Source organism: Hyalangium minutum, assembly GCF_000737315.1.
GTDB lineage: Bacteria > Myxococcota > Myxococcia > Myxococcales > Myxococcaceae > Hyalangium > Hyalangium minutum.
The window spans coordinates 302755-320961 of the sequence record NZ_JMCB01000005.1 but is presented as its reverse complement, the minus strand read 5'-3'; the positions used below and the strand labels follow the sequence as shown (position 1 = coordinate 320961).

The following is an 18207-nucleotide window of genomic DNA, read 5'->3' as shown; positions in this document are numbered from 1 at the left end:
TGCCGCCCAGGCAGAGCCCCGAGCTATTCCCAGCGGACATCAAACTCCGTGTCCTCGGGGCTCTTGCGCTGGAAGGTCATGCGCACCTTCCGGATGCCCATCGCGTCAAAGGCCGCCTCGGCGAGCCCTTGGTAGAACTCGGGCGCGATGGGCACTCCGTTGAAGAACAGCTTCCAGTGGCGAGGCGCCACCTCCTGGGCGGTGCGCTCGCCGAAGTTGCTGTTGCGCCCGATGAAATCTCCCATCTTGCGCATCAGCCGCTCCGGGCCCATCAGGTTCAGCGCCTTGAGCTGGATGTTCCCCAGCAGCGTCTGCCGGTAGCCGTGGAGCATGCGCATCCCCACGCTGCGGATGCCCTCCTTGAGAGGTTGCGTGCCGAAGTGGCGGCGCGCCAACCACTCGATCAGGGAGATGTAGCGGTCCACGGGTATCTCGGAGGGGAGCCCTCCCTTGGCGCCCAGCAGCTCGAGCACCTCGGTCATCTCCGCGGAGCCGGTCAGCACGCCGAAGCCTCGTAACAGGCCCTCGACGGCGCTGTGCTTCAAGGTCCGGGTTTCAGTGCCGGGTGGCTGCTGATTCAGCGGTGGCCGTGGTTCCATCATCCGCCCTGGGTGAGCCTTCAACCCAACTATACCCGTTGTCCGAGGGAGAAGCGGCCCTCGGACGTACCGGGTCATGAGAGGCGCGGCGCGTCAGTCCACCCTACTTCTTGCGGTCGCTCTGAATCTCATCGCGCGTGCCGCTCTGCACGTCTCCCGAGCCATCGTAGGGCACACCCACCTCCGTGCGCTGGCCGCCGTTCTGACCGGTCACGTCGTTCAGCTCCTCGCTGCGCCCCTCCGCAGGCACCCGGTCCCCTTCCGCCTCCGGATCCTTTTGCTTCGCCGGATCCAGGGGGATGCCCATGCTGCGGTTCTTCCATTCCTTCGGGTCCATGCTCGCTCCTCCGAGGTCTCGCTCGACGCTGCCTCAAAGGTGCGACCGGAACGGCCTCCAGCAGCGAGGGCTCGCAGGCCCGCTCGCTCAGTTCAGAAATGGGGGCTTGGACTTCACTCTCGGTGGCGGCGGCTGGGCCTGCATCAGCTCCAGTCCCTGCCGCGTCAGCAGGAACCGGACGACTCCCGAGCCCCGCTCCGTGTCGATCTCCGCCTCGAAGGCCGGGCCCGTGATGCCGCCCAGGGCCACATCCTTGCCGAGGCTCCGCACCTTGCCCGAGATGAGATCGCCCGCCACCTGTCCCACCGAGTCGCCTCGCTGGTACAGGTCATACGCCGTCTGGTGCAGCGTCATCGCCAGCGCCGGAGTCAGCGGCTGCGTGCTGAACAGGACCGAGATGAGCGTCCAATAAGGAGGTGACTGGTCTTCGTCCGCCATCGCCATCCCATCCTAATCAAGCGCGGCCGCGCGCGCGTGGCTGTCTTCGCTGGACAATCTGCTCCGCCAGCGTCGCCTGCTGCTTCCAGTGCCCGTACAGCCGGCCCTGAGAGGCCAGCCGGTCCAGCCGACGCTGCGTCTCTTCGTCCACCCGGCCTGCCGGTGCATCCCGGTACGGAGTCCCCGGCAGCGGCATGAACGTGTGCCCGTGGACCCGCGCTCCCAGCTCCGACAGCTGCTCCATCAGCTGGAGCGTGGCGTCCACATCCTCCCGCTCCTCGCCCGGCATCCCCAGGATGAAGTCCACATTCGGCAGGAAGCCCTCCTCCACCGCGATGCGCACCGCCCGTACCACCGCCTCCGTGTCATGCCCGCGGTGGCTGCTCTGGAGGATCCGGTTGGAGCCTGACTGCCCACCGATGATCAGGTTGTCGTTGTCCACGTACCGCTTCAGCAGCGCCAGCGACTCCGGCGTCACGTGCTCCGGCCGCACCTCCGAGGGGAACGTGCCGAAGAAGATCCGCCCGTCCGGCCCCATCGACTCCCGGAGCGCCGCCAGCAACTCCTCCACCGCCGCCAAGTTCACGGACTCGTCCGCCGTACCGTAGGACAACGACGTAGGCGTGATGAAGCGGATGTCCCTCCGCCCCGATTGCCGCAGCACCCGCGCCCACTCGGCCACGTTGCGCACGCTCCGGTGCCGGAAGCGCGCCTTGCTCATGAACGGCGTCTGGCAGAACCGGCACGCGTAGATACAGCCCCGGGTGATCTCGATCGCTCCGTACTTCTCATGCTTCGCCGCGAACGGCGGGAAGGCGTCCAGGTCCACCACGCCCTCTCCGCGCCCGTTCTGCACCACACGGCCGCCCTCCAGCCGCGCCATGCCTCGCGTTCCCTTTGGATCCTCGCCGCGCTTCAGCCGGTGCAGCAGCTCGCGCAGCAGGTGCTCGCCCTCGCCCACCGCCACCAGATCGAAGCCCGCCCGCAGCGTCTGCTCCGTCTCCGCCGTGGCGTGCACCCCGCCCGCGATACAGAGCACCTCCCGCCCTTCGAGCCGCTCGTGCACCCACGCCAGCTCCGCCACCGCCGCGCCGAAGCTCGCCGAGTAGAACGACCATGCCCCCACCACCGTGTAGCCCTCGTCCGCGCACTGAAGCAGCGTGGCCAGCAGCGTCTCGCGATCCCGGGGGTAGTGGATGGGCACGTCCGCGAGCCCCGGATCGGACTCGATGGCTCCCGCCAGCACCGTGAAGGCGTACTTGCCCGGGTACTGGTAGCTCAGGACGAGTGCGACCTTTTCTTGCGAACCGCTCGTCATGACGGGGGGCACGGGGGTGGGAGCTGCCATGGGACGCGAGCCTATACCGTGCCTCTCTTCCTCCCAAACCCCTGAAATGCCTAGGAAAAAGAGGATCGCAACTCTGGGCCCTTCCTGACCGATAATAAGGAGGGAAGCCGATCTGGGATTCAGGCCGGGTTCCGTCTCCGGAGGAGCCATGAACATCAACACCCTGGGCGGCGTGCGGATGCCCGTCACCACCAGCACGGACCGCACCACCCAGACCGCTGCCACCCGCTTCGGCTCGCTCGTGCAGGGAAGCGCGAGCACGGCCACCTCAGGCCGCGCGGGCCTGCCGGGCTCCAGCGTCGTGGCCTCGGCGATCTCGGCGAACTCTGGCGGCGCCCCTGGCTTCGGCGCGCCCTACCTGCAGGCCATGTCGTCCGGCGTTCCGGGCGCGGGCACTCCCGCCACCACCGCCACCCAGGGCCAGACGACGGCCCCCGCCGCCGGGCAGGAGCAACTGAAGGAGATCATGAAGATGTCGCTGGTCTCCTTCATCAACACCACCTTCGCCATGGGCCAGAACCGTCCCAAGGCGGACGACTGGTAGACCGCAGGCCCCTCTAGGGACGGGGCACCTCTTGGACGGTCACATCCTCGCGGGACTCTGCGAGTGCGCTGACCTTGGCGGTCACTCCCCAGTGAGCTTCTGGAGCGCCTCCCAGCACGCACGCACGTGCGTCTCCTGCGTGCTTGGAGCACCGATGGCCATGCGCAGCACGAAGCGCGCGGGCTTGCCTCCCACTCCCGGTAGCACCGTGTGCGAGAGGAACGCGCTCCCCGTGGCGTTGAGCTTGTCGAGCAGCGCACGGTTGCGCGCATCCGTGGCCTCGGGCGCCTCTCCCGGGCGCGGCGCGAGGCGGAAGCACACGAGGCTGAGCGAGCGCGGCACGGCCAGCTCGAAGCGCGTGTCCTCGCGCACCCAGGACTCGAACAGCGCGGCCAGCCGCACGTGCTCGCGGATATAGGCCCGCAGGCCGTTGACGCCGTAGTGGCGCACGACGAACCACAGCTTCAGCGCCCGGAACCGGCGGCCCAGCTCCACCTGCCAATCGCGGTAGTCGATGACCGAGCCGCTGGCGCTGGCCGCGTTGCGCAGGTACTCCGGCGTCACGCTGAGCGCCTCGACCAGCGCGGCCCGGTCCCGCGTGTAGAAGGCGTCGCAGTCAAAGTTGGTCAGCATCCACTTGTGTGGATCAAAGGCGATCGAGTCCACGTTTTCGATGCCTGCTGCCAGCCCCTGGTTCTCCGGGCAGATGAGCGCCGAGCCCGCCCACGCCGCGTCCACGTGCAGCCAGCCCCCCATGTCCGTCAGGCCCGTGCGCTTCATCACCTCGCTGGTCGGCCCGAGCGGATCCATCGCCCCCGAGGAGGTGGTCCCCAGCGTGGCGCAGACGAAGAAGGGCTGCCGGCCCGCGGCGAGGTCCTCGGTGATGGCGCGCTCCAGCAGCTCGGGGCGCAGCGCATAGCCGCCGTCCGTCTCCAGCAGGCGCACGTGCGCGGTATCACTCGCTCCCCGCGCCACGCCTGACAGCATGGCCGCCTTGAGCACGGACGAGTGCGCCTGGGTGGAGGAGTACGCCACGAGCGGCGCATCCCCGGGACGCTGGCGCCGCACGCGAGACCGGGCCGCCACCATGGCCACCAGCGTGGCCTCGCTCGCGGTGCCCTGGATGACGCCGCCTCCCGCTGGAGACATGGAGCGGAAGGACTCCGGCAACCCGATGAGCTCGGCCAGCCAATCCAGCACGCGCGTCTCCAGCTCGGTGCAGGACGGCCCCGTGGACCAGAGCATCCCCTGCACCCCGAGCCCCGCCGACAGCAGCTCTCCCAGCACCGAGGGCCCCGAGGCGTTCGCGGGGAAGTAGGCGAAGAACGAAGGCGACTGCCAGTGGGTGACGCCCGGCATCACCACGGACTCCAGGTCCTTGAAGACGGCGTCCCAGCCCTCCACGCCGCCGAGCCCCTGTTCGGGGGCATGCGGGGGCAGCTTCGAGAGCACCTCTCCCGGCGCCACCTTCGCGCGCACCGGGTAGGACTCCATTCGGGCCCAGTAGTCCGCGATCCAGTCCACCATCTGGTGGCCCAGCTGACGGAACTCCTCGGACTTCATGTGGGGCACGGACTCGTTGCGTTCCTGGCTCATGGCAGGCAGCGAACCTAGCCGCGCCCCGCGGGAGTCTCCAGCACCTCGGGGCCTGGGTGGCTCAGCGCCTGCGACGGAGGCTCAAGCCCCCGATCAGCGACACCAGGGAGATGACCGCCAGCGGACTCCCCGCCACGGAGCAGCCAAAGCCCGCGCTCATGGCGTCCGTCTGTGAGCCCCGGTCCACCCCCCCCGAGGCATCGCCCGAGTTGCTCTCAGGCGCCGGGCCACTCCCCGAACCGGGCTCCTGCGCGGGAGAGGAGGGCGTCGCCCCGGAATCTGGAGCAGGCGTGCCCGCATCCACTGGAGGAGTGCCTGCATCCGGAGTCTCCGGCGGCGGGAGCACGTCCGCGAGCTGCGTCGCCTGGATGAATCCATCGTGGTAGACGACGCCGGTCTGGGTGATGGTGTTGTTCCGGTACAGCCCCAGCTTCAGATAGTTCTGCGTCCCCGCATACATCGTCGCGAGGCTGCGCTTGGCCAAGGCCTTCTCGCGGTTGTGCCACAGCTCGATGAAGCCCACCGCGGGGTTCGACGACCACTTCACGTGGAAGACGAACTCGTTCCACACGCCTCGCACCAGCGGCGCGGTCCACACGTCCGCGCCGTTCGTGAGCCGGAGCCGCAGTTCGTCACCGTAGACGTAGAACTCCACCGGCGGCGAGCCGCAGCACCCATCGTGGTGCCACTGAGTGAAGAGCTGCCACGTGCGGACACTGGGGTAGTCCGTGGGGAACATCACCTTCCAGCGGTAGTAATACTCCGTGCCCTCGGTCTCGTTGCCCCAGTGCACCACCTCGTTGCGGTTGCCGCTGGCGTTGATGGGGTTGTCGCCCTGCTTCACGGTGGCCTTGAGCGCATAGCGCCCCTCGGCCACCGGAGACGTCACCACCTGCAGCCGATCCGCGCTCACCATCTGGGACGTGGAGTACTGCGAGCGGTCGCCCGTCTCGAAGTCTCCTCTCCAGACGACGCTCGCCGAGGCCGGGCCGGACACCAGCAACACCGCCAACGAAACAAGAAGGAGTCGCAATTCGGTGGTCCCTCGCGGGGGTTGGGTAGCCAACGATTGCGAACCCTAGCGGAGAAACATGTTTCATTCCCATGCCCCATTGTTCCCGGCCCCTCCCTCTCAGAGCGTGCAAGCGGCCAGGGGCCCGGCGGGTGTGAGACATGTTTCGCTCGTGTCTGGGATTGCGAGGGCCGGCGGCCCAGGGGACGAGGGCCCGCCTTGACGCAGGGCGCCATGACGAGTGGCTGCTCAGGCGTGCAGACAAGAGGCTGACTGTGGGCAGGCGTGGTGTATGGTCCCCACCCTTCCTCGGCGTCCTCGTTCCGCAGGGCGTCCTGGGTACCTCCATGCTCGTGCTGCGAGACGTCCAGAAGAGCGATCTGGCGGGCCTCAAAAGGCTCGCGGCGGTGCTGAACACCGTCAATCTTCCCAACAACGAAGAGACGCTGGCCGCCATCATCGACAAGTCCGTGAAGAGCTTCGCCGGCAAGGTGAAGGACCCGCTGGAGCGCGAGTACCTCTTCGTGCTCGAGGACCTGCGGAACGAGACGATCATCGGCACGTCGATGATCATCGCCCAGCACGGCACGTACGAGGCCCCGCACATCTATTACGAGGTGAGCGAGCGCGAGCACTACTCGGCCTCGCTGGAGCGGCACCTGCGGCACAAGGTGTTGTCCATCGCGTACAACTACGCGGGCCCCACGGAGGTGGGCGGGCTGGTGGTGGATCCACCCTACCGCGCCACGGCGGACAAGCCGGGCAAGCAGCTGTCGTACGTGCGCTTCCTCTTCATCGCCATGCACCGGCGCCTGTTCCGGCCTCGGGTGCTGGCGGAGCTGCTCCCACCCCTGCTGCCCGATGGACGCAGCCTGCTGTGGGAGGCGTGCGGCCGGAAGTTCACGGGCCTGAACTACCAGGAAGCGGATCGGCTCAGCCGGCAGAACAAGGAGTTCATCAAGGAGCTGTTCCCCTCCTCGGACATCTACGCGTCGCTGTTCCCCACGCGGGTGCAGAAAGTGCTGGGCGAGGTGGGGCCTCAGACGCGCGGCGTGCAGCGCATGCTGGAGCGCATCGGCTTCAAGTATGTGGAGCGCATCGATCCGTTCGACGGCGGGCCGCACTTCGAGGCCGAGGTGGCGGACCTCTCACTGGTGCGGCGCTACCGGACGGTCAAGCTGGCGGACCAGGACTTCGATCGGGAGGGCGATGACGTGCTCGTGGGCCTCGAGCGCGAGTCCGGCCGCAACCGCTTCCGCTCCGTGCGCACCCAGGCCCGCGTGGAGGATCAGATCCTCTACCTGCCGAGGGCGGCCAAAGAGGCACTCGGCGCCTCCTCGGGAGCGAAGCTGTCCCTCATTCCCTTCGAGTGAGGTGAGGCTCAGGGCCGCCGCACGATGCGGCGGGTTCCTCGCAGCAGCTCCAGCCAGCGCTCCCCCGCTTCACGCGAGGAGCCCTGGGGATCCACCAGCGCCAACGGCAGGTGCGTCTCCGGCAACACCGGATCCAAGGAGGTGGGATCCAGTTCCAGCACGCTCCCGTCCGCCAATGCCACCCGAACCCACGCGTGCGGACGCGCCGGCCCTCCGTCCACCACCAGCAGCCCGTGCACCATCCCCACCTGCTGCCCCAGCGCCGCCGCCTCCTTCGCGAAGCGCAGCGCATGCGCCAGGCACCCTCCCGCCTCGCCCTCGCCGCCCTCGCGCCAGTCCGCCACCCCCGGCCGCTTCTCCGGGAAGGCCGCATGCACCCGCTTCGCCAGCGCCCGCGCCGCTCCCACCTCCCACGCCGTCATCCCCGGCAGCTTCCCGGGCACCGGCCACGGCGGCGTGAAGGCCAGCGCTCCCTGCGCCCCCTCCACGGGAATCCCCTCGGAGAAGAGCTCCGGCGGAGGCCTGAGCTTCTCCCCGGGCGCCATCACCGTGAAGCGCGAGTCCCCCACCTCCAACCCCTCGAGCTGCCCCGCCGCGCCGTACCTCGCCCGGAAGGCCGTCCCCAGCATCGTCCCCTCCACCTCCCGCCCCCTCACCGCCGTGACACAGTGCGGGCCCTCCCGCCCCGTCAGCTCCTCCCGCGCCGTCACACACCCCACCCCCGGCGGCCCTCTCCACAGCCAGAGCGCCTGGGGTACCACCGCCGAGCCCTCCACCCTCCCCCGCCCATCCACCGCCAGCTTCACCTCCCGCGTGAGGGCTCCCACCTGCCCCTCCCGCGTATGCAGGTGCAACGATGCATACGTGAAGCGCCCCGGCGCCCGCGTCAGCGTCACCCGCCCCACCGGCACTCCCCGCCACGCAAACAGGTAACGTGCTGAGTCCTCTTCAGCCTGGGGTGCTGGGGACCCTCCCCCCATCAGCCCAATGGACGTGGCAGGTAGGACCCAGGCCAGGACCGCCAGCAAGGCCCTCCACCCGCCAGGGAGTGCAAGGTTTTGAGGTGCGGCGCGGAAAGGCGGAGTAGCTTCGCGGCTGCTCATGGGAGCCAAACGGTACCTCTTCGGCTTCGGTCTCGTCGGAGGACTCATCAGCGCCATCGTCCTCGGCGGGATGATGCGCGTCTTCACGGGAGAGCCACGCGGTTGGAGCTCGTGGCTGCTCATCCTCGTGGTGACGCCAGGCCTCTACCTGCTGGGTGGGTGGCTCACCTGGTTCTCCTGGGCCGGGCGCCGCGGGCAGACCCGCCGCCGCATCATCACCCGCCTCGCCGAGGGTGACCTCGCCATCTCCACCCGCGCCGAGTTCGAGGGGCGCGATGACCTGCACCGCCTCCTCGTCTCCCTGCGCCGCGCCATCTCCCAGGTGCAGCGGGTGACCGTGAACCTGCACCGCACCAGCACCAGCGTCGCCGACGAGGCGCGCATCCTCCTGGAGGCCGCCCGGCGCCAGGGCGCGGCGGTGGAGCGCTCGCTGAACGCCGTGTCCAGCATGGGCGACAGCCTCGGTGCCACCGGCCAGCGCGTGGAGCAGATGGACAGCTTCGCCAACGAGACGACGAGCGCGCTGGCGGAGATGACCGAGCGACTGCAGCAGGTGGGCCGCGCCCTGTCCATCCTCGACGAGTTCTCCCACAACACCAGCGAGCTGGTGCAGGCCATGAGCGAGCGCCTGGCCCACATCGCCATGGCGGGCGACGAGCTGGCCCGCTTCGCCAACGAGGCCGAGAGCTTCGTCTCCCTGGTGGGCAGCGGCATCGACGCCGTGCGCCGCCGCGCCAGTGAGACGAACCAGCTCGCCGTCGCCGTGACGGACACCGCCAAGCGCGGCGAGGAGCTCGTCAACGACAGCGTCAAGGGCATGTACCAAGTCGAGGAGACGGTGCGCAAAACCGCCGCGCTCGTTGACTCGCTCGGGGTGCGCTCCTCGGAGATCGGCCGCATCGTCGACGTCATCCAGGACATCGCCGACCAGACGAACCTGCTGGCGCTCAACGCCTCCATCATCGCCGCGCAGGCCGGTGAGCACGGGCGCCCCTTCGGCGTGGTGGCCAATGAGATTCGCGGGCTGGCCGAGCGCACCGCTCGCTCCACCCGTGAGATCGCCACCATGGTCACCGGCGTGCGCGAGGCGGTGGGCACCGCCGTGGTCCTGGTGCGCGAGGGCCGCCAGCAGACCACCGTGGGCGTGCAGCTGGGAGACCGGGCCGCGGCCGCGCTGGCGGAGATCCGCAACATCACCCAGCGCACCTTCACCGCCGTGGAGTCCACGGTCGAGGAGACCAAGCGCCTGGAGCAGCAGGGCACCACCGTCGTGGAAGCCAGCCGCCGGGTGGCCCTGCAGGTGGACGACGTCACCCGCGCCGCCATCGAGCAGGTGGGCCATGCACGCGAGCTCGTCCGGCAGACCGGAGAGATGGCACGGCTGGCGCGCGATGCCACGGACAAGGTGGAGGGCCAGTCCCGCACCAACCACCAGCTCTCCGAGTCCGTGGTCCGCCTGACGGCGGCCATCGACGACATCCGCAAGGCTCACGGCGTCCTCACCGGCGGAGAGAAATCCATCCGCGAGGAAGTCACCCGCGTGCGAGAGGACGCCCGCCGCGTCATCCGCATCGGCGACGAGCTCAGCCGCACCGTGGATCAGCTCAGCCACGAGACGTCGAACCTGGAGGCGGAGGTGTTCCGCTTCCGCCTGCCCCAGCCCCGCGCGGGAGGCCTGCTGCGCGTGGGCATCCACCAGTCCGCGGGGCTGCGCTCGCGGCAGACGCTGGATCCCCTCTTCTGCGTGGAGAACCAGCTCTCGGAGCTCTGCGCCTGCGTCTTCATCGGCCTGCTGCGCCTGGAGGATGGCGTGCTGGCCCCGGACCTCGCCGAGCGGTGGGAGGCGGACCCCTCCGCGCGCATCTTCCGCTTCTTCCTGCGCCGCGGTGTCACCTTCCATGACGGGGTGAAGCTGTCGGCCTACGACGTGAAGCGCCACTTCGAGCGCCTGCTGAACCCGGAGGTCCGCTCGCCGGACCGCACCCTGCTGGAGGACATCGCGGGCGCGACGGACTACATCGCCGGCACCACGCGCGAGGTGCACGGCATCCAGATCATCGACGACGCGACGCTGGAGATCCGCCTCAAGGAGCCCAAGGCCTTCTTCCTCCACCTGCTCGCGCTCACCCCCACGGCCATCGCCCGCGTGGACGCGATGGGCAACCTGCAGGGCACCGGCCCCTACCGCCTGGAGCGCTTCGAGGCCGAGCGCATCGTCCTCGAGCGCAACACCACCTACTTCCGCGAGGGCCATCCCCTGCTGGACCGGCTCGAGTTCCGGCTGACGGACTCCCGGCAGGAGGCGCTGGACCAGCTCCGGGCAGGAGAGCTGGACTTCGTCTCGTACTTGCATGCCGAGCAGACCCAAGCGTCCGGCATGGAGCTGTTCCAGGTCACCGCCAGCACCACGCCCTCCACCGCCTTCGTGGGCTTGAACCTGCGAGAGCCCCTCTATGACGACGTCCGGGTGCGCCAGGCCATCCGCGCGGGCCTGGACATCCCCACCCTGGTGGAGCACTTCCACCCGGGGGCGCGCATGGCGAGCACCCTCACCCCGCCCGAGCTGCTGCAGGACACCAACTCCCCCGTCATGCCGCGCCCGGATGTGACCAAGGCCGAGCTGCTGCTGCGCGACGCGGGCGTGCGCAAGATTCCTCTCACCATCTACTTCCCCACCGGGCGGGATACCTCCGCCGAGGACAAGGTGCTGTTCCGGCCGCTCATCGAGGCGGGCCTGCTGGAGCTGCACCACGTGGAGCTGCCGCCGCAGGACTACACCTCGCGGCTGCGCTCCGGCCGCATCCCCGCCTTCCGCACGCTGTGGATCGCGGACTACCCGGACCCGGACAACTTCCTCTACTTCCTGCTCAACTCGAGCGCGCAGACCATCTATCCGCTGGGCTACAAGAACCCGGAGCTGGACAGGCTGACCGCCGAGGCGCGGGTGTCCATCGATCCGGACCTGCGCTACCAGCTCTACCGCCGCGCGGAGCACCTCTTCGTGCAGGACTGCCCGCTCATTCCCCTGTACCACGACCGCATCTACGCCATGGCGAGCCCCTTCGTGCAGGCCCTGCGGCTGCACATGACGCCTCCCCAGGTCCGCTTCGAGGACCTCTGGGTGGACACCGACGGCACGCCCTGACTTCCCCGAAGTGCCTACGAAGGAAGAGTGGACATGGAGCTGCGAGACAAAGGGGTCCTCGTCACGGGGGCCAATGGGTTCGTGGGGTCGTACGTGGTCCAGCGCCTGCTCACCGAGGGCATGCGCGTCCGGGCGGTGGTCCGGAAACCCGAAGCCCAGGCGGAGCTGGAGCGGGCCGGAGTCGAGGTCCTCCTGGGAGACATCACGGATGCGCGCGTCCAGGAGGCCGCCGTGCGCGGAGTCTCCTGCGTGGTGCACACCGCCGCCAGCGCCGCGCCCGAGCTGCCCGAGGCCCGCCGCGTGAACACCCAGGCCACCGCCTCCCTGGCCGAGGCCGCGCTCGCCGCAGGCTGCCAGCGCTTCGTGCACATCTCCACCGTGGCCGTCTATCCCCTGCGAAATCGGAGCGGCGTGGTGGAGGAAGCCGTTCCGCTGCTCACCTCGGGAGACGCCTACGGCTTGAGCAAGGCCGAGGCGGAGCAGGCCTTGAACGCCGTGGCGGCCAAGGGGCTCTCCACCGTCATCCTGCGCCCTGGCGCCATCCTCGGTGTGCACCCCACCTCCACCTGGGGCGCGGTGTTCCCGCCGTTCATCGCGGAGGGCAAGTTCCCCCATGTGGATGACGGCAACACGACGATGGGCTACCTCCACATCAGCAGCCTCACGGAGGCGGTCGTCCTCGCTCTCCGCGCCGATCAGGCGAGTGGGCAGACCTTCAACATCATCGACGGCCATGTGCCCTGGTACCGGTACACCCGGCCCTTCGCCCGGGGCACCCTCCCCTCGCATGACGCGGACCAGGTGCCCGAGTTCCTATCGTTCCGGGGACGCTTCTCGAACGAGAAGGCACAGCGCGTGCTGGGCTTCGTGCCTCGGAACGTCTTCGAGTCAAGCATCGAGGAGATCGTCCGCGCCCAGCCGAAGAAGTAGGCGGCGCTCGCGGGCTCAGGGCACGGCGCGGCGGGTCCCCGAGACGCCATGGCGCTCGGGCCAGCCCCGTGTCTCGGCGGTGTTGAACGGGCCCAAGTCGAATGCCTCCAGCCGCCACGTGCCTTCCCGCTCCAACACGACATAGAGGAAGCGTCCCACGTGCGCCGCTCCGGCGATGTGGGGCCTGTCCCTGAGCGGGCAGATGGCCACCCGCTCCCCCGCGGCGAAGAGCTGCACATGGGCCAGCGGGCCGCCATCGAGCTCCACGTCCGTGAGCGTGCCCACCGCGCCACCGCGCACCAGCGAGGCCTCGTAGAGCGTGCCCGGAGCGTCCAGCGGGAGCACCGGCACCTGCCAGGCGGTCTGTCCCGTCTGCGCATTCATGGCGCGCAGCACCAGCCTCTCGAGCTCGCGCGGGCAGGGAGCGCTGCCTGCGTCCGGGCAGGACCGCGCGAAGGCATAGCCCACGCCATCCAGCAGCAGCGCCGGCTCGTCCAAGGGTGTGAGCGGCTCCGTGCCCCCATCCCAGTCCACCCATGCCACGCCCGCGTCCTCCCGGTTGAAGAAGTGCCGTGCCCCTGTGAAGAGGCGCCCACCCGCCACCGCCAGCGACGTTCCCCCGTCGTCCTGCGCGCCCACCACCGGCGTGGTGATGAAGCCCGTGCCCGCGTCCTCCGGCTCCGGATCCACGCGTGACACGCTCCCCGTTCCCTCCGCACTCAATAGAACGGTGCCCTGCTCGTCGATCGCCACGCGTGCGCCCGCGCCGGTGAATCCGTCCACCGGCCCAGCCCGGCGAAGGCCTCCGTCCTTGCCCAGCACCATGAGCGTCGCGAACGGCTCGGCGGGGCCAGCATCCACGCCTCCATCCCGCTCCACCCCGCCATCGCCCGCGGCCCGCCACGACACGAGCGCCACCACCTCCCCGTCCGCCGTGAGCGCCACCCTTCCCACACCCGTCGTCGGCTCCACGCCCCAGTGGGAAGGAACGCCCCCCGACAGCGAGGTCTGCCACAGCTGCTCGCCCGGACTCGTCAGCGCATAGCTCTCGAGGGCCTCGGGATCGCGCACCAACACGCCGCCGTCGGACACGGTCAGCAGCGTGCGCGGCCCTCCATCCGAGTAGGGCGCCTGGAAGCGCACCAGCCCGTTCTCCGTGAAGGCCACGAGCCGGCAGCCCGCGTCCTCGTCACACACGGAGGTGTAGAGCCCTCCCTCGTGGACGAGCAGCACCGGGCCCCCAGGCTCCGCTACGGGCACCCCGCCGAGCCGCTGCGAGAACGCCGGGCGAAGCTCTCCCGCATCCGGCCGCACGCACTCCCCCGAGGTGCACTTGCCCTCTCCCTGGCACGGAGTCGCGGGTGAGCACATGGTGCCCTCGGGCGTGGGCAGGGCGCGGCACGTCCCAGCGAGGCACAGGTTTGCCGTCCGGCAGTCCACGCTGCCACAGAAGGAGAAGTCCGCGGCGTTCTCCTCGCCGCAGCCACTCGTCCTCCGGCACACACCCACCTTGCACGGGTTCGCGGGCTGAGGACACACGACATCCGCCGTCACACAGCCGTCCGTGGGCGAGCACGCATCCACCGTGCACGGGTCATCATCGTCACACAGGCGCGGAGAGCCCACGCAGGTGCCCGCCTGGCAGCGGCCCTTCTCCTCGCACCGGCTGGAGGGAATGCAGGCCGTCCCATCCGGCGCGGGGGTGTCCACACACACGCCCGGCTCCAGCTCGAAATGGGACTCGTGGCACTGCACCGTGGGAATGCACGCCAGCGGCCGCACTCCCTCGCCTCGAAGCACCACGTTCTCCGTGCGGCTTCCCGCGGTGAGCACCAGCGTCCCCTCCACCGGCTCGCTGCCCGCGGTGAACACCACCTCCACCGTCGCCGTCCCTCCGCCCGGGACGAACACCGAGCCTTCCGTCACCGAGAAGGGACTGTCCGTCGTCGCCGCCACCGTGATGCCCGCGCGCCCCGTGCCCAGCAGCGTCACTGTGCGGCGGGCCTGCTCGCCCTCCAACACGCGGCCAAAGACCACCTCGGTCTCTCTCGGCCGGAAGTCCCCGCGCGCGCCGCCCACGCCTGGCTCGTCACACCGGCAGGCGCCCGCGATCACGAGCGCCACGAGGAACAAGAGCCAGGGCCGAGTGCGGAGCATGGGCCGGACTTAACCAGCTTCGAGGCAGCGCCTGAAGAGGAAGCCGGCCCCAGTGCTCACTGCTCTCAGGTGGCCGGCGTGCGCCGCGCCAAGGCGCGAACCAGCACCGCGATCACGCCAATGAGCACCAGAATCACCACGGCCATCTGGTACTTCGCCACCAGGGACTCCAGCCGCTCGAGGTTGCCGCCCACCGCCCGGCCAATGGTCAACACCAGCCCGTTGTGCGCCATGGCGGACATCGCCCCGAGCAGCAGCGCGTTGCGGCGGGGAATGCGCGCGGCCCCCGCCGCGATGAAGATGACGCCCCGGATGCCCGGCAGGAAACGGTTGACCAGCAGCAGCCACGGCCCCCTCTGGCGCATCCGGGCTTGGACTTCCTCCAGCCGGGCGTGGGTGAGGCCGAAGAAGCTCTTGTGGGGGTTCGCCTCGAAGCGGCGCGCCAGCCAGGTGCCGAACCAATAGTTGATGGCCGCACCCGCCACGCTGCCCGCGGTGATGATGAGGAAGACGAGCGGCCACGGGTGGTCGCCGCGCACCGCGTACACCCCGCCCAGAAGGGTGATGGTGTCCCCCGGGAAGGGCGGAACGATGTACTCCAGCATCGCCGCCAGCCCGAGCACGAGCAGCCCCGCCATGCCCAGCGCCATGATGAAGTGATCAATGGACTCCACCATCTGCGCACCCACCTCCTTATAAGCACCGTTCCGAGGTGGGCCGGGCAGCCAGCCCCGGCAACCCGGTTCGTCATCCATCCCGGTGTCGCCGTAAGATGGCGGACACCTACCATGCCCCCTGCCCCCCACCTCGCCCCACCCTCGAGCGGTGAAGCTTCCCTCACTCCGGCGCCCACTGCCACCTCCGCGCCCCTGCCCGCCGCACGCTTGATGGCGCACGCCGCCGCCTGGCTGATGCTGCTCGGACTGCTCACCGGTGGCTATGTCTCCTCGGCCATGACGGGCAAGCTGCCTGCGGATCCACACATGGCGCTGGCCGCCCACTTGAACGCGCTGATGGGGACTTTCTTCCTGCTCGGCGTGGCGTGGACGCTGCCCATGCTGCGCTACGGTCCCGTGGGCCAGCAGCGCCTGGCTTGGCTCGTCATCGTCGCCAACTTCTCCAACTGGGCGGTGACGGGCGTGAAGGCGTGGCTGCGCGTGTCGGGCGTGGACCTCATCGGCCAGCCGGCCAATGACGCCATCTTCCTGACGCTCACCGCCACCGTGGTGCTGCCGGCACTCGCGGCCGCGGGCGCGTGGGTGTACGGCTTCCGCCGCGCCACCTGAGCCTTCAGTTCGCGAGACTTCTCCCAGCGCAGCCCTCCTGGCCCAGGCGTATGCGCAGGCTGCCGGTCGAGGGCCACTCCACCCTTGGAGACGCTAGGTGGCTTTGGATTTTCTCTTGGCCGCTCGGTGCTGTGGCCGCTTGACCGTGGAGCCCCTCTTCCGAGTGGCCCCTCTAGGCTTGCCCCCTGGCACAATCTGAGAGTTCTGGTCGAAGAACGCCCGGACCACGCCCATCGCGTTCATCAACGCATCCACGGGCCCCTGCCCAAACACCGCATCGATGCCCGGCGTGTGTCCCTCAATCCAGAGAGGGCAATACCAAGCTCTCGCGGGCGGGTGTTGGACAGGCCGCCCCACCGTCAATCTCGCCGTATGGCGCTGGCCCTGCGGAGTGACGTACTCCCAGTAATCGTCGGCGATGGGGTCTTCCACTTGGGTCAACTTCGGGCGCCAGTCGTCATTCATCATGAGCCTTCACCTCAAGGGGTCCTCGGAGGGCCGAAGTAGGCCCGGCAGAACACGACGCACGCGGCCTTGCTGCCTCTGCTCACTCCCCAGCACGCAGCTCTGATCTCTTTCTGCCGCTTGGTCCTATCTGGAAGCGCCTGACAGAAGCGCTCCATGGCTGCGGCACCTGCCTCACATGCTTGAATGCATGCGAACGACTTCCACGGGTCGTGAGCCTGGCCTTCAAGCTCGCCAGGGTCTGGCTCTTCGGCTGACGGAAGAGGCGGACAGCCACCGGGATTCAGCCGACAAAAACTGGGTTCTTCCTCTTTGGACCGAGGAGGAGGCAACGGCGTCGACGTCCAAGAGGGCTGATCGTCATCTCCGGCCTGAACCCCCGCATGAGAAGCGCGGAGCGTCTTGGACTGTGCCAGCGGTGGACTTCCATTTCCCAGAGCGGCGAACTGTCGAGCTGGTGCGTGAGCACACCCCACCAAGCTCAAGCCTCCCAAAACGAGGATGCGCTCGAAACGAGAAATCATGGTCACCACGGACCATTTCCTACGTCCCCTGAAGATGCAACGAGCGCCTGCTACGCGCCCGTCACCCGGGGCGTCAGCAGCGTGCCACCGTACTGGCTGGCCTCCAGCGTCCCGCACGCCGCGCCGATGTCCTTCCCTCCCGAGTACCGCCGGGCGATGGGAGACTTCAGCACCTGCAGGTGATCCCGGAACGCCTTTAGCTCCTCCGCCGTGGGCGGTTGGTACTTCCCCGTCGGATCCGTCACGTCGATCAGATCCACCTTGATGGGGATCCCCTCGAACGCGTCCTTCAGCGCCAGTGCGTCCTCCAGCCCCAGGTTGAACCCGGAGATGGCCACGTACGCGATCATCGCGCGCTCGCGCCGCACCTGCGTGTACTCGCGAATGGCATCCACCAGCTCCGGCAGCGGGTGCGCCTTCTCGATGGGCAGCACCTTGAGCCGCTTCTCCGGAATCGCGCTCGTCACCGAGAACGTCAGCCGGTACGGGTGCCCCTCCTTCGTATACCGCCGGATCTGCGGCACCATCCCCGCCGTGGAGAAGGTGATCGCCGTGCCCGAGATCGCCAGGCCCGCCGGGTTCGACAGCACCTGCGCCGCGCGAATCGTCTCCGCGTAGTTCAGCAGCGGCTCGCCCATCCCCATGAACACCACGCCGCGCACCGGCCGGTCTGCCTCCGCCCGCACCTGCAGCACCTGATCCAAAATCTCCCAGGTCTTCAGGTTGCGCTGGAACCCCAGCTTCCCCGTCATGCAGAAGTCGCACGCCAGCGCGCAGCCCACCTGGCTCGACACGCAGACGATGTACTTCTCGTCGAAGATGGGGATGCGCACCGCCTCCACCCGCCCTCCCAGGGGCGAGGCGAAGAGGTACTTCACGAAGCCGTCCTCCGCCTTGCGCCGCTCCACCACCTCCAAGCGCGGCAGCTCCGCGTGCGCTCGAAGGTGCTCGGCCACGCGCTTGGGCACCTGTGGCGCCCGGCACACGTCCTCCACCGTGGTGGCCCCGTGCGCGAACACCGCGGCAAACACCTTGCGGACCGCCGTGGGGGTGGGCGCCAGCGGCGCCAGAGCCTGCTCCAGCTCTGGGAGCGACAGTTGCTTGAGGTTCACGACGCGGACTTGATCTTCGACCGAAGGAACTCGGTCAGCTTCGTGGACATCTCCTGCGGCATCTTCTGCGCCAGCGCCTTCTTGCACAGCCCCGGCGTAGCCCGGTACGTGCGCAGGAAGTCCACGCAAGGGGAACACCCTTGCAGGTGCTCTCGCAGGTGCTGCGTGTCCTCGGGCGTCAGCTCGCCGTCGAGGAAGTCCAACAGAAGGTTGATGGAGTCTTTACAGGTATACATCC

16 protein-coding genes are annotated in these 18207 nt (G+C 69.0%); 5 read left to right on the top strand and 11 right to left on the bottom strand.

Annotated elements, in window-relative coordinates; genetic code table 11:
• Positions 1-23: 23 nt before the first annotated feature.
• The 4 genes from DB31_RS14875 to DB31_RS14860 form a co-directional block, all read right to left on the bottom strand.
• A complete protein-coding gene (locus DB31_RS14875) occupies positions 24-545 on the bottom strand; it encodes a DUF2378 family protein (RefSeq protein WP_044187847.1) in 522 nt (173 codons plus the stop codon).
• A gap of 157 nt (positions 546-702) precedes the next feature.
• Complete coding sequence (locus DB31_RS14870; protein ID WP_044187845.1) at positions 703-936, bottom strand: hypothetical protein; 234 nt, start codon at positions 934-936, stop codon at positions 703-705.
• A gap of 87 nt (positions 937-1023) precedes the next feature.
• Positions 1024-1374 (bottom strand): hypothetical protein, encoded by a 351-nt coding sequence (locus DB31_RS14865; protein ID WP_044187842.1) that lies wholly within the window; start codon positions 1372-1374, stop codon positions 1024-1026.
• Between the two features lie 16 nt (positions 1375-1390).
• Complete coding sequence (locus DB31_RS14860; protein WP_240486702.1) at positions 1391-2722, bottom strand: TIGR04013 family B12-binding domain/radical SAM domain-containing protein; 1332 nt, start codon at positions 2720-2722, stop codon at positions 1391-1393.
• Positions 2723-2870: 148 nt separating this feature from the next.
• Here DB31_RS14860 and DB31_RS14855 point away from each other — a divergent pair, with 148 nt between their 5' ends.
• Positions 2871-3266 carry a hypothetical protein gene (locus DB31_RS14855; RefSeq protein WP_044187839.1) on the top strand — a complete coding sequence of 132 codons (396 nt, stop codon included), beginning with the start codon at positions 2871-2873 and terminating at the stop codon, positions 3264-3266.
• Between the two features lie 81 nt (positions 3267-3347).
• Here DB31_RS14855 and DB31_RS14850 read toward each other — a convergent pair whose 3' ends face one another.
• A complete protein-coding gene (locus tag DB31_RS14850; protein WP_044187837.1) occupies positions 3348-4862 on the bottom strand; it encodes a pyridoxal-dependent decarboxylase in 1515 nt (504 codons plus the stop codon).
• A 61-nt stretch (positions 4863-4923) separates the two neighbouring features.
• The gene (locus DB31_RS14845) at positions 4924-5895 is read right to left on the bottom strand and encodes a polysaccharide lyase family 20 protein (protein ID WP_052419971.1); all 972 of its coding nucleotides are present in this window, start codon (positions 5893-5895) and stop codon (positions 4924-4926) included.
• A gap of 326 nt (positions 5896-6221) precedes the next feature.
• On the opposite strand from DB31_RS14845, the gene DB31_RS14840 reads away from it, so the two are divergent.
• Complete coding sequence (locus DB31_RS14840) at positions 6222-7247, top strand: arginine N-succinyltransferase (RefSeq protein ID WP_044187833.1); 1026 nt, start codon at positions 6222-6224, stop codon at positions 7245-7247.
• A gap of 8 nt (positions 7248-7255) precedes the next feature.
• Here DB31_RS14840 and DB31_RS48795 read toward each other — a convergent pair whose 3' ends face one another.
• Positions 7256-8227: a hypothetical protein gene (locus DB31_RS48795; protein ID WP_044188157.1), complete on the bottom strand. Its 972-nt coding sequence runs from the start codon at positions 8225-8227 to the stop codon at positions 7256-7258.
• A gap of 121 nt (positions 8228-8348) precedes the next feature.
• On the opposite strand from DB31_RS48795, the gene DB31_RS14830 reads away from it, so the two are divergent.
• Both DB31_RS14830 and DB31_RS14825 read left to right on the top strand, forming a co-directional pair.
• Complete coding sequence (locus DB31_RS14830; RefSeq protein ID WP_044187830.1) at positions 8349-11495, top strand: ABC transporter substrate-binding protein; 3147 nt, start codon at positions 8349-8351, stop codon at positions 11493-11495.
• Positions 11496-11528: 33 nt separating this feature from the next.
• Positions 11529-12425, top strand: a complete 897-nt coding sequence (locus tag DB31_RS14825; protein WP_044187828.1) for an NAD-dependent epimerase/dehydratase family protein — start codon at positions 11529-11531, stop codon at positions 12423-12425.
• Positions 12426-12440: 15 nt separating this feature from the next.
• Here the strand turns inward: DB31_RS14825 and DB31_RS14820 are convergent, their stop codons facing one another.
• Positions 12441-14582, bottom strand: coding sequence for a hypothetical protein (locus DB31_RS14820; protein WP_044187826.1), 2142 nt, complete (start codon positions 14580-14582; stop codon positions 12441-12443).
• Positions 14583-14647: 65 nt separating this feature from the next.
• Positions 14648-15259, bottom strand: coding sequence for a VTT domain-containing protein (locus DB31_RS14815; RefSeq protein ID WP_044187823.1), 612 nt, complete (start codon positions 15257-15259; stop codon positions 14648-14650).
• 111 nt (positions 15260-15370) lie between these two features.
• On the opposite strand from DB31_RS14815, the gene DB31_RS14810 reads away from it, so the two are divergent.
• A complete protein-coding gene (locus DB31_RS14810; protein ID WP_240486700.1) occupies positions 15371-15868 on the top strand; it encodes a styrene oxide isomerase in 498 nt (165 codons plus the stop codon).
• 1039 nt (positions 15869-16907) lie between these two features.
• Here the strand turns inward: DB31_RS14810 and DB31_RS14800 are convergent.
• Together DB31_RS14800 and DB31_RS14795 are read right to left on the bottom strand one after the other, a co-directional pair.
• Positions 16908-17969, bottom strand: a complete 1062-nt coding sequence (locus DB31_RS14800; protein WP_044187817.1) for a radical SAM protein — start codon at positions 17967-17969, stop codon at positions 16908-16910.
• Positions 17966-18205, bottom strand: a complete 240-nt coding sequence (locus DB31_RS14795) for an anti-sigma factor family protein (RefSeq protein WP_044187814.1) — start codon at positions 18203-18205, stop codon at positions 17966-17968. Before DB31_RS14795 ends, DB31_RS14800 begins: the two co-directional genes overlap by 4 nt.
• Positions 18206-18207: the final 2 nt, after the last annotated feature.

What these genes read in the sequence shown, in the direction of transcription:
- DB31_RS14870 (WP_044187845.1), bottom strand. Translation starts at nt 936, where the DNA reads ATGGACCCGAAGGAATGGAAGAACCGCAGCATGGGCATCCCCCTGGAT.
- DB31_RS14865 (WP_044187842.1), bottom strand. Translation starts at nt 1,374, where the DNA reads ATGGCGGACGAAGACCAGTCACCTCCTTATTGGACGCTCATCTCGGTC.
- DB31_RS14860 (WP_240486702.1), bottom strand. Translation starts at nt 2,722, where the DNA reads ATGGCAGCTCCCACCCCCGTGCCCCCCGTCATGACGAGCGGTTCGCAA.
- DB31_RS14855 (WP_044187839.1), top strand. Translation starts at nt 2,871, where the DNA reads ATGAACATCAACACCCTGGGCGGCGTGCGGATGCCCGTCACCACCAGC.
- DB31_RS14850 (WP_044187837.1), bottom strand. Translation starts at nt 4,862, where the DNA reads ATGAGCCAGGAACGCAACGAGTCCGTGCCCCACATGAAGTCCGAGGAG.
- DB31_RS14840 (WP_044187833.1), top strand. Translation starts at nt 6,222, where the DNA reads ATGCTCGTGCTGCGAGACGTCCAGAAGAGCGATCTGGCGGGCCTCAAA.
- DB31_RS48795 (WP_044188157.1), bottom strand. Translation starts at nt 8,227, where the DNA reads ATGGGGGGAGGGTCCCCAGCACCCCAGGCTGAAGAGGACTCAGCACGT.
- DB31_RS14830 (WP_044187830.1), top strand. Translation starts at nt 8,349, where the DNA reads ATGGGAGCCAAACGGTACCTCTTCGGCTTCGGTCTCGTCGGAGGACTC.
- DB31_RS14825 (WP_044187828.1), top strand. Translation starts at nt 11,529, where the DNA reads ATGGAGCTGCGAGACAAAGGGGTCCTCGTCACGGGGGCCAATGGGTTC.
- DB31_RS14820 (WP_044187826.1), bottom strand. Translation starts at nt 14,582, where the DNA reads ATGCTCCGCACTCGGCCCTGGCTCTTGTTCCTCGTGGCGCTCGTGATC.
- DB31_RS14815 (WP_044187823.1), bottom strand. Translation starts at nt 15,259, where the DNA reads ATGGTGGAGTCCATTGATCACTTCATCATGGCGCTGGGCATGGCGGGG.
- DB31_RS14810 (WP_240486700.1), top strand. Translation starts at nt 15,371, where the DNA reads ATGCCCCCTGCCCCCCACCTCGCCCCACCCTCGAGCGGTGAAGCTTCC.
- DB31_RS14795 (WP_044187814.1), bottom strand. Translation starts at nt 18,205, where the DNA reads ATGTATACCTGTAAAGACTCCATCAACCTTCTGTTGGACTTCCTCGAC.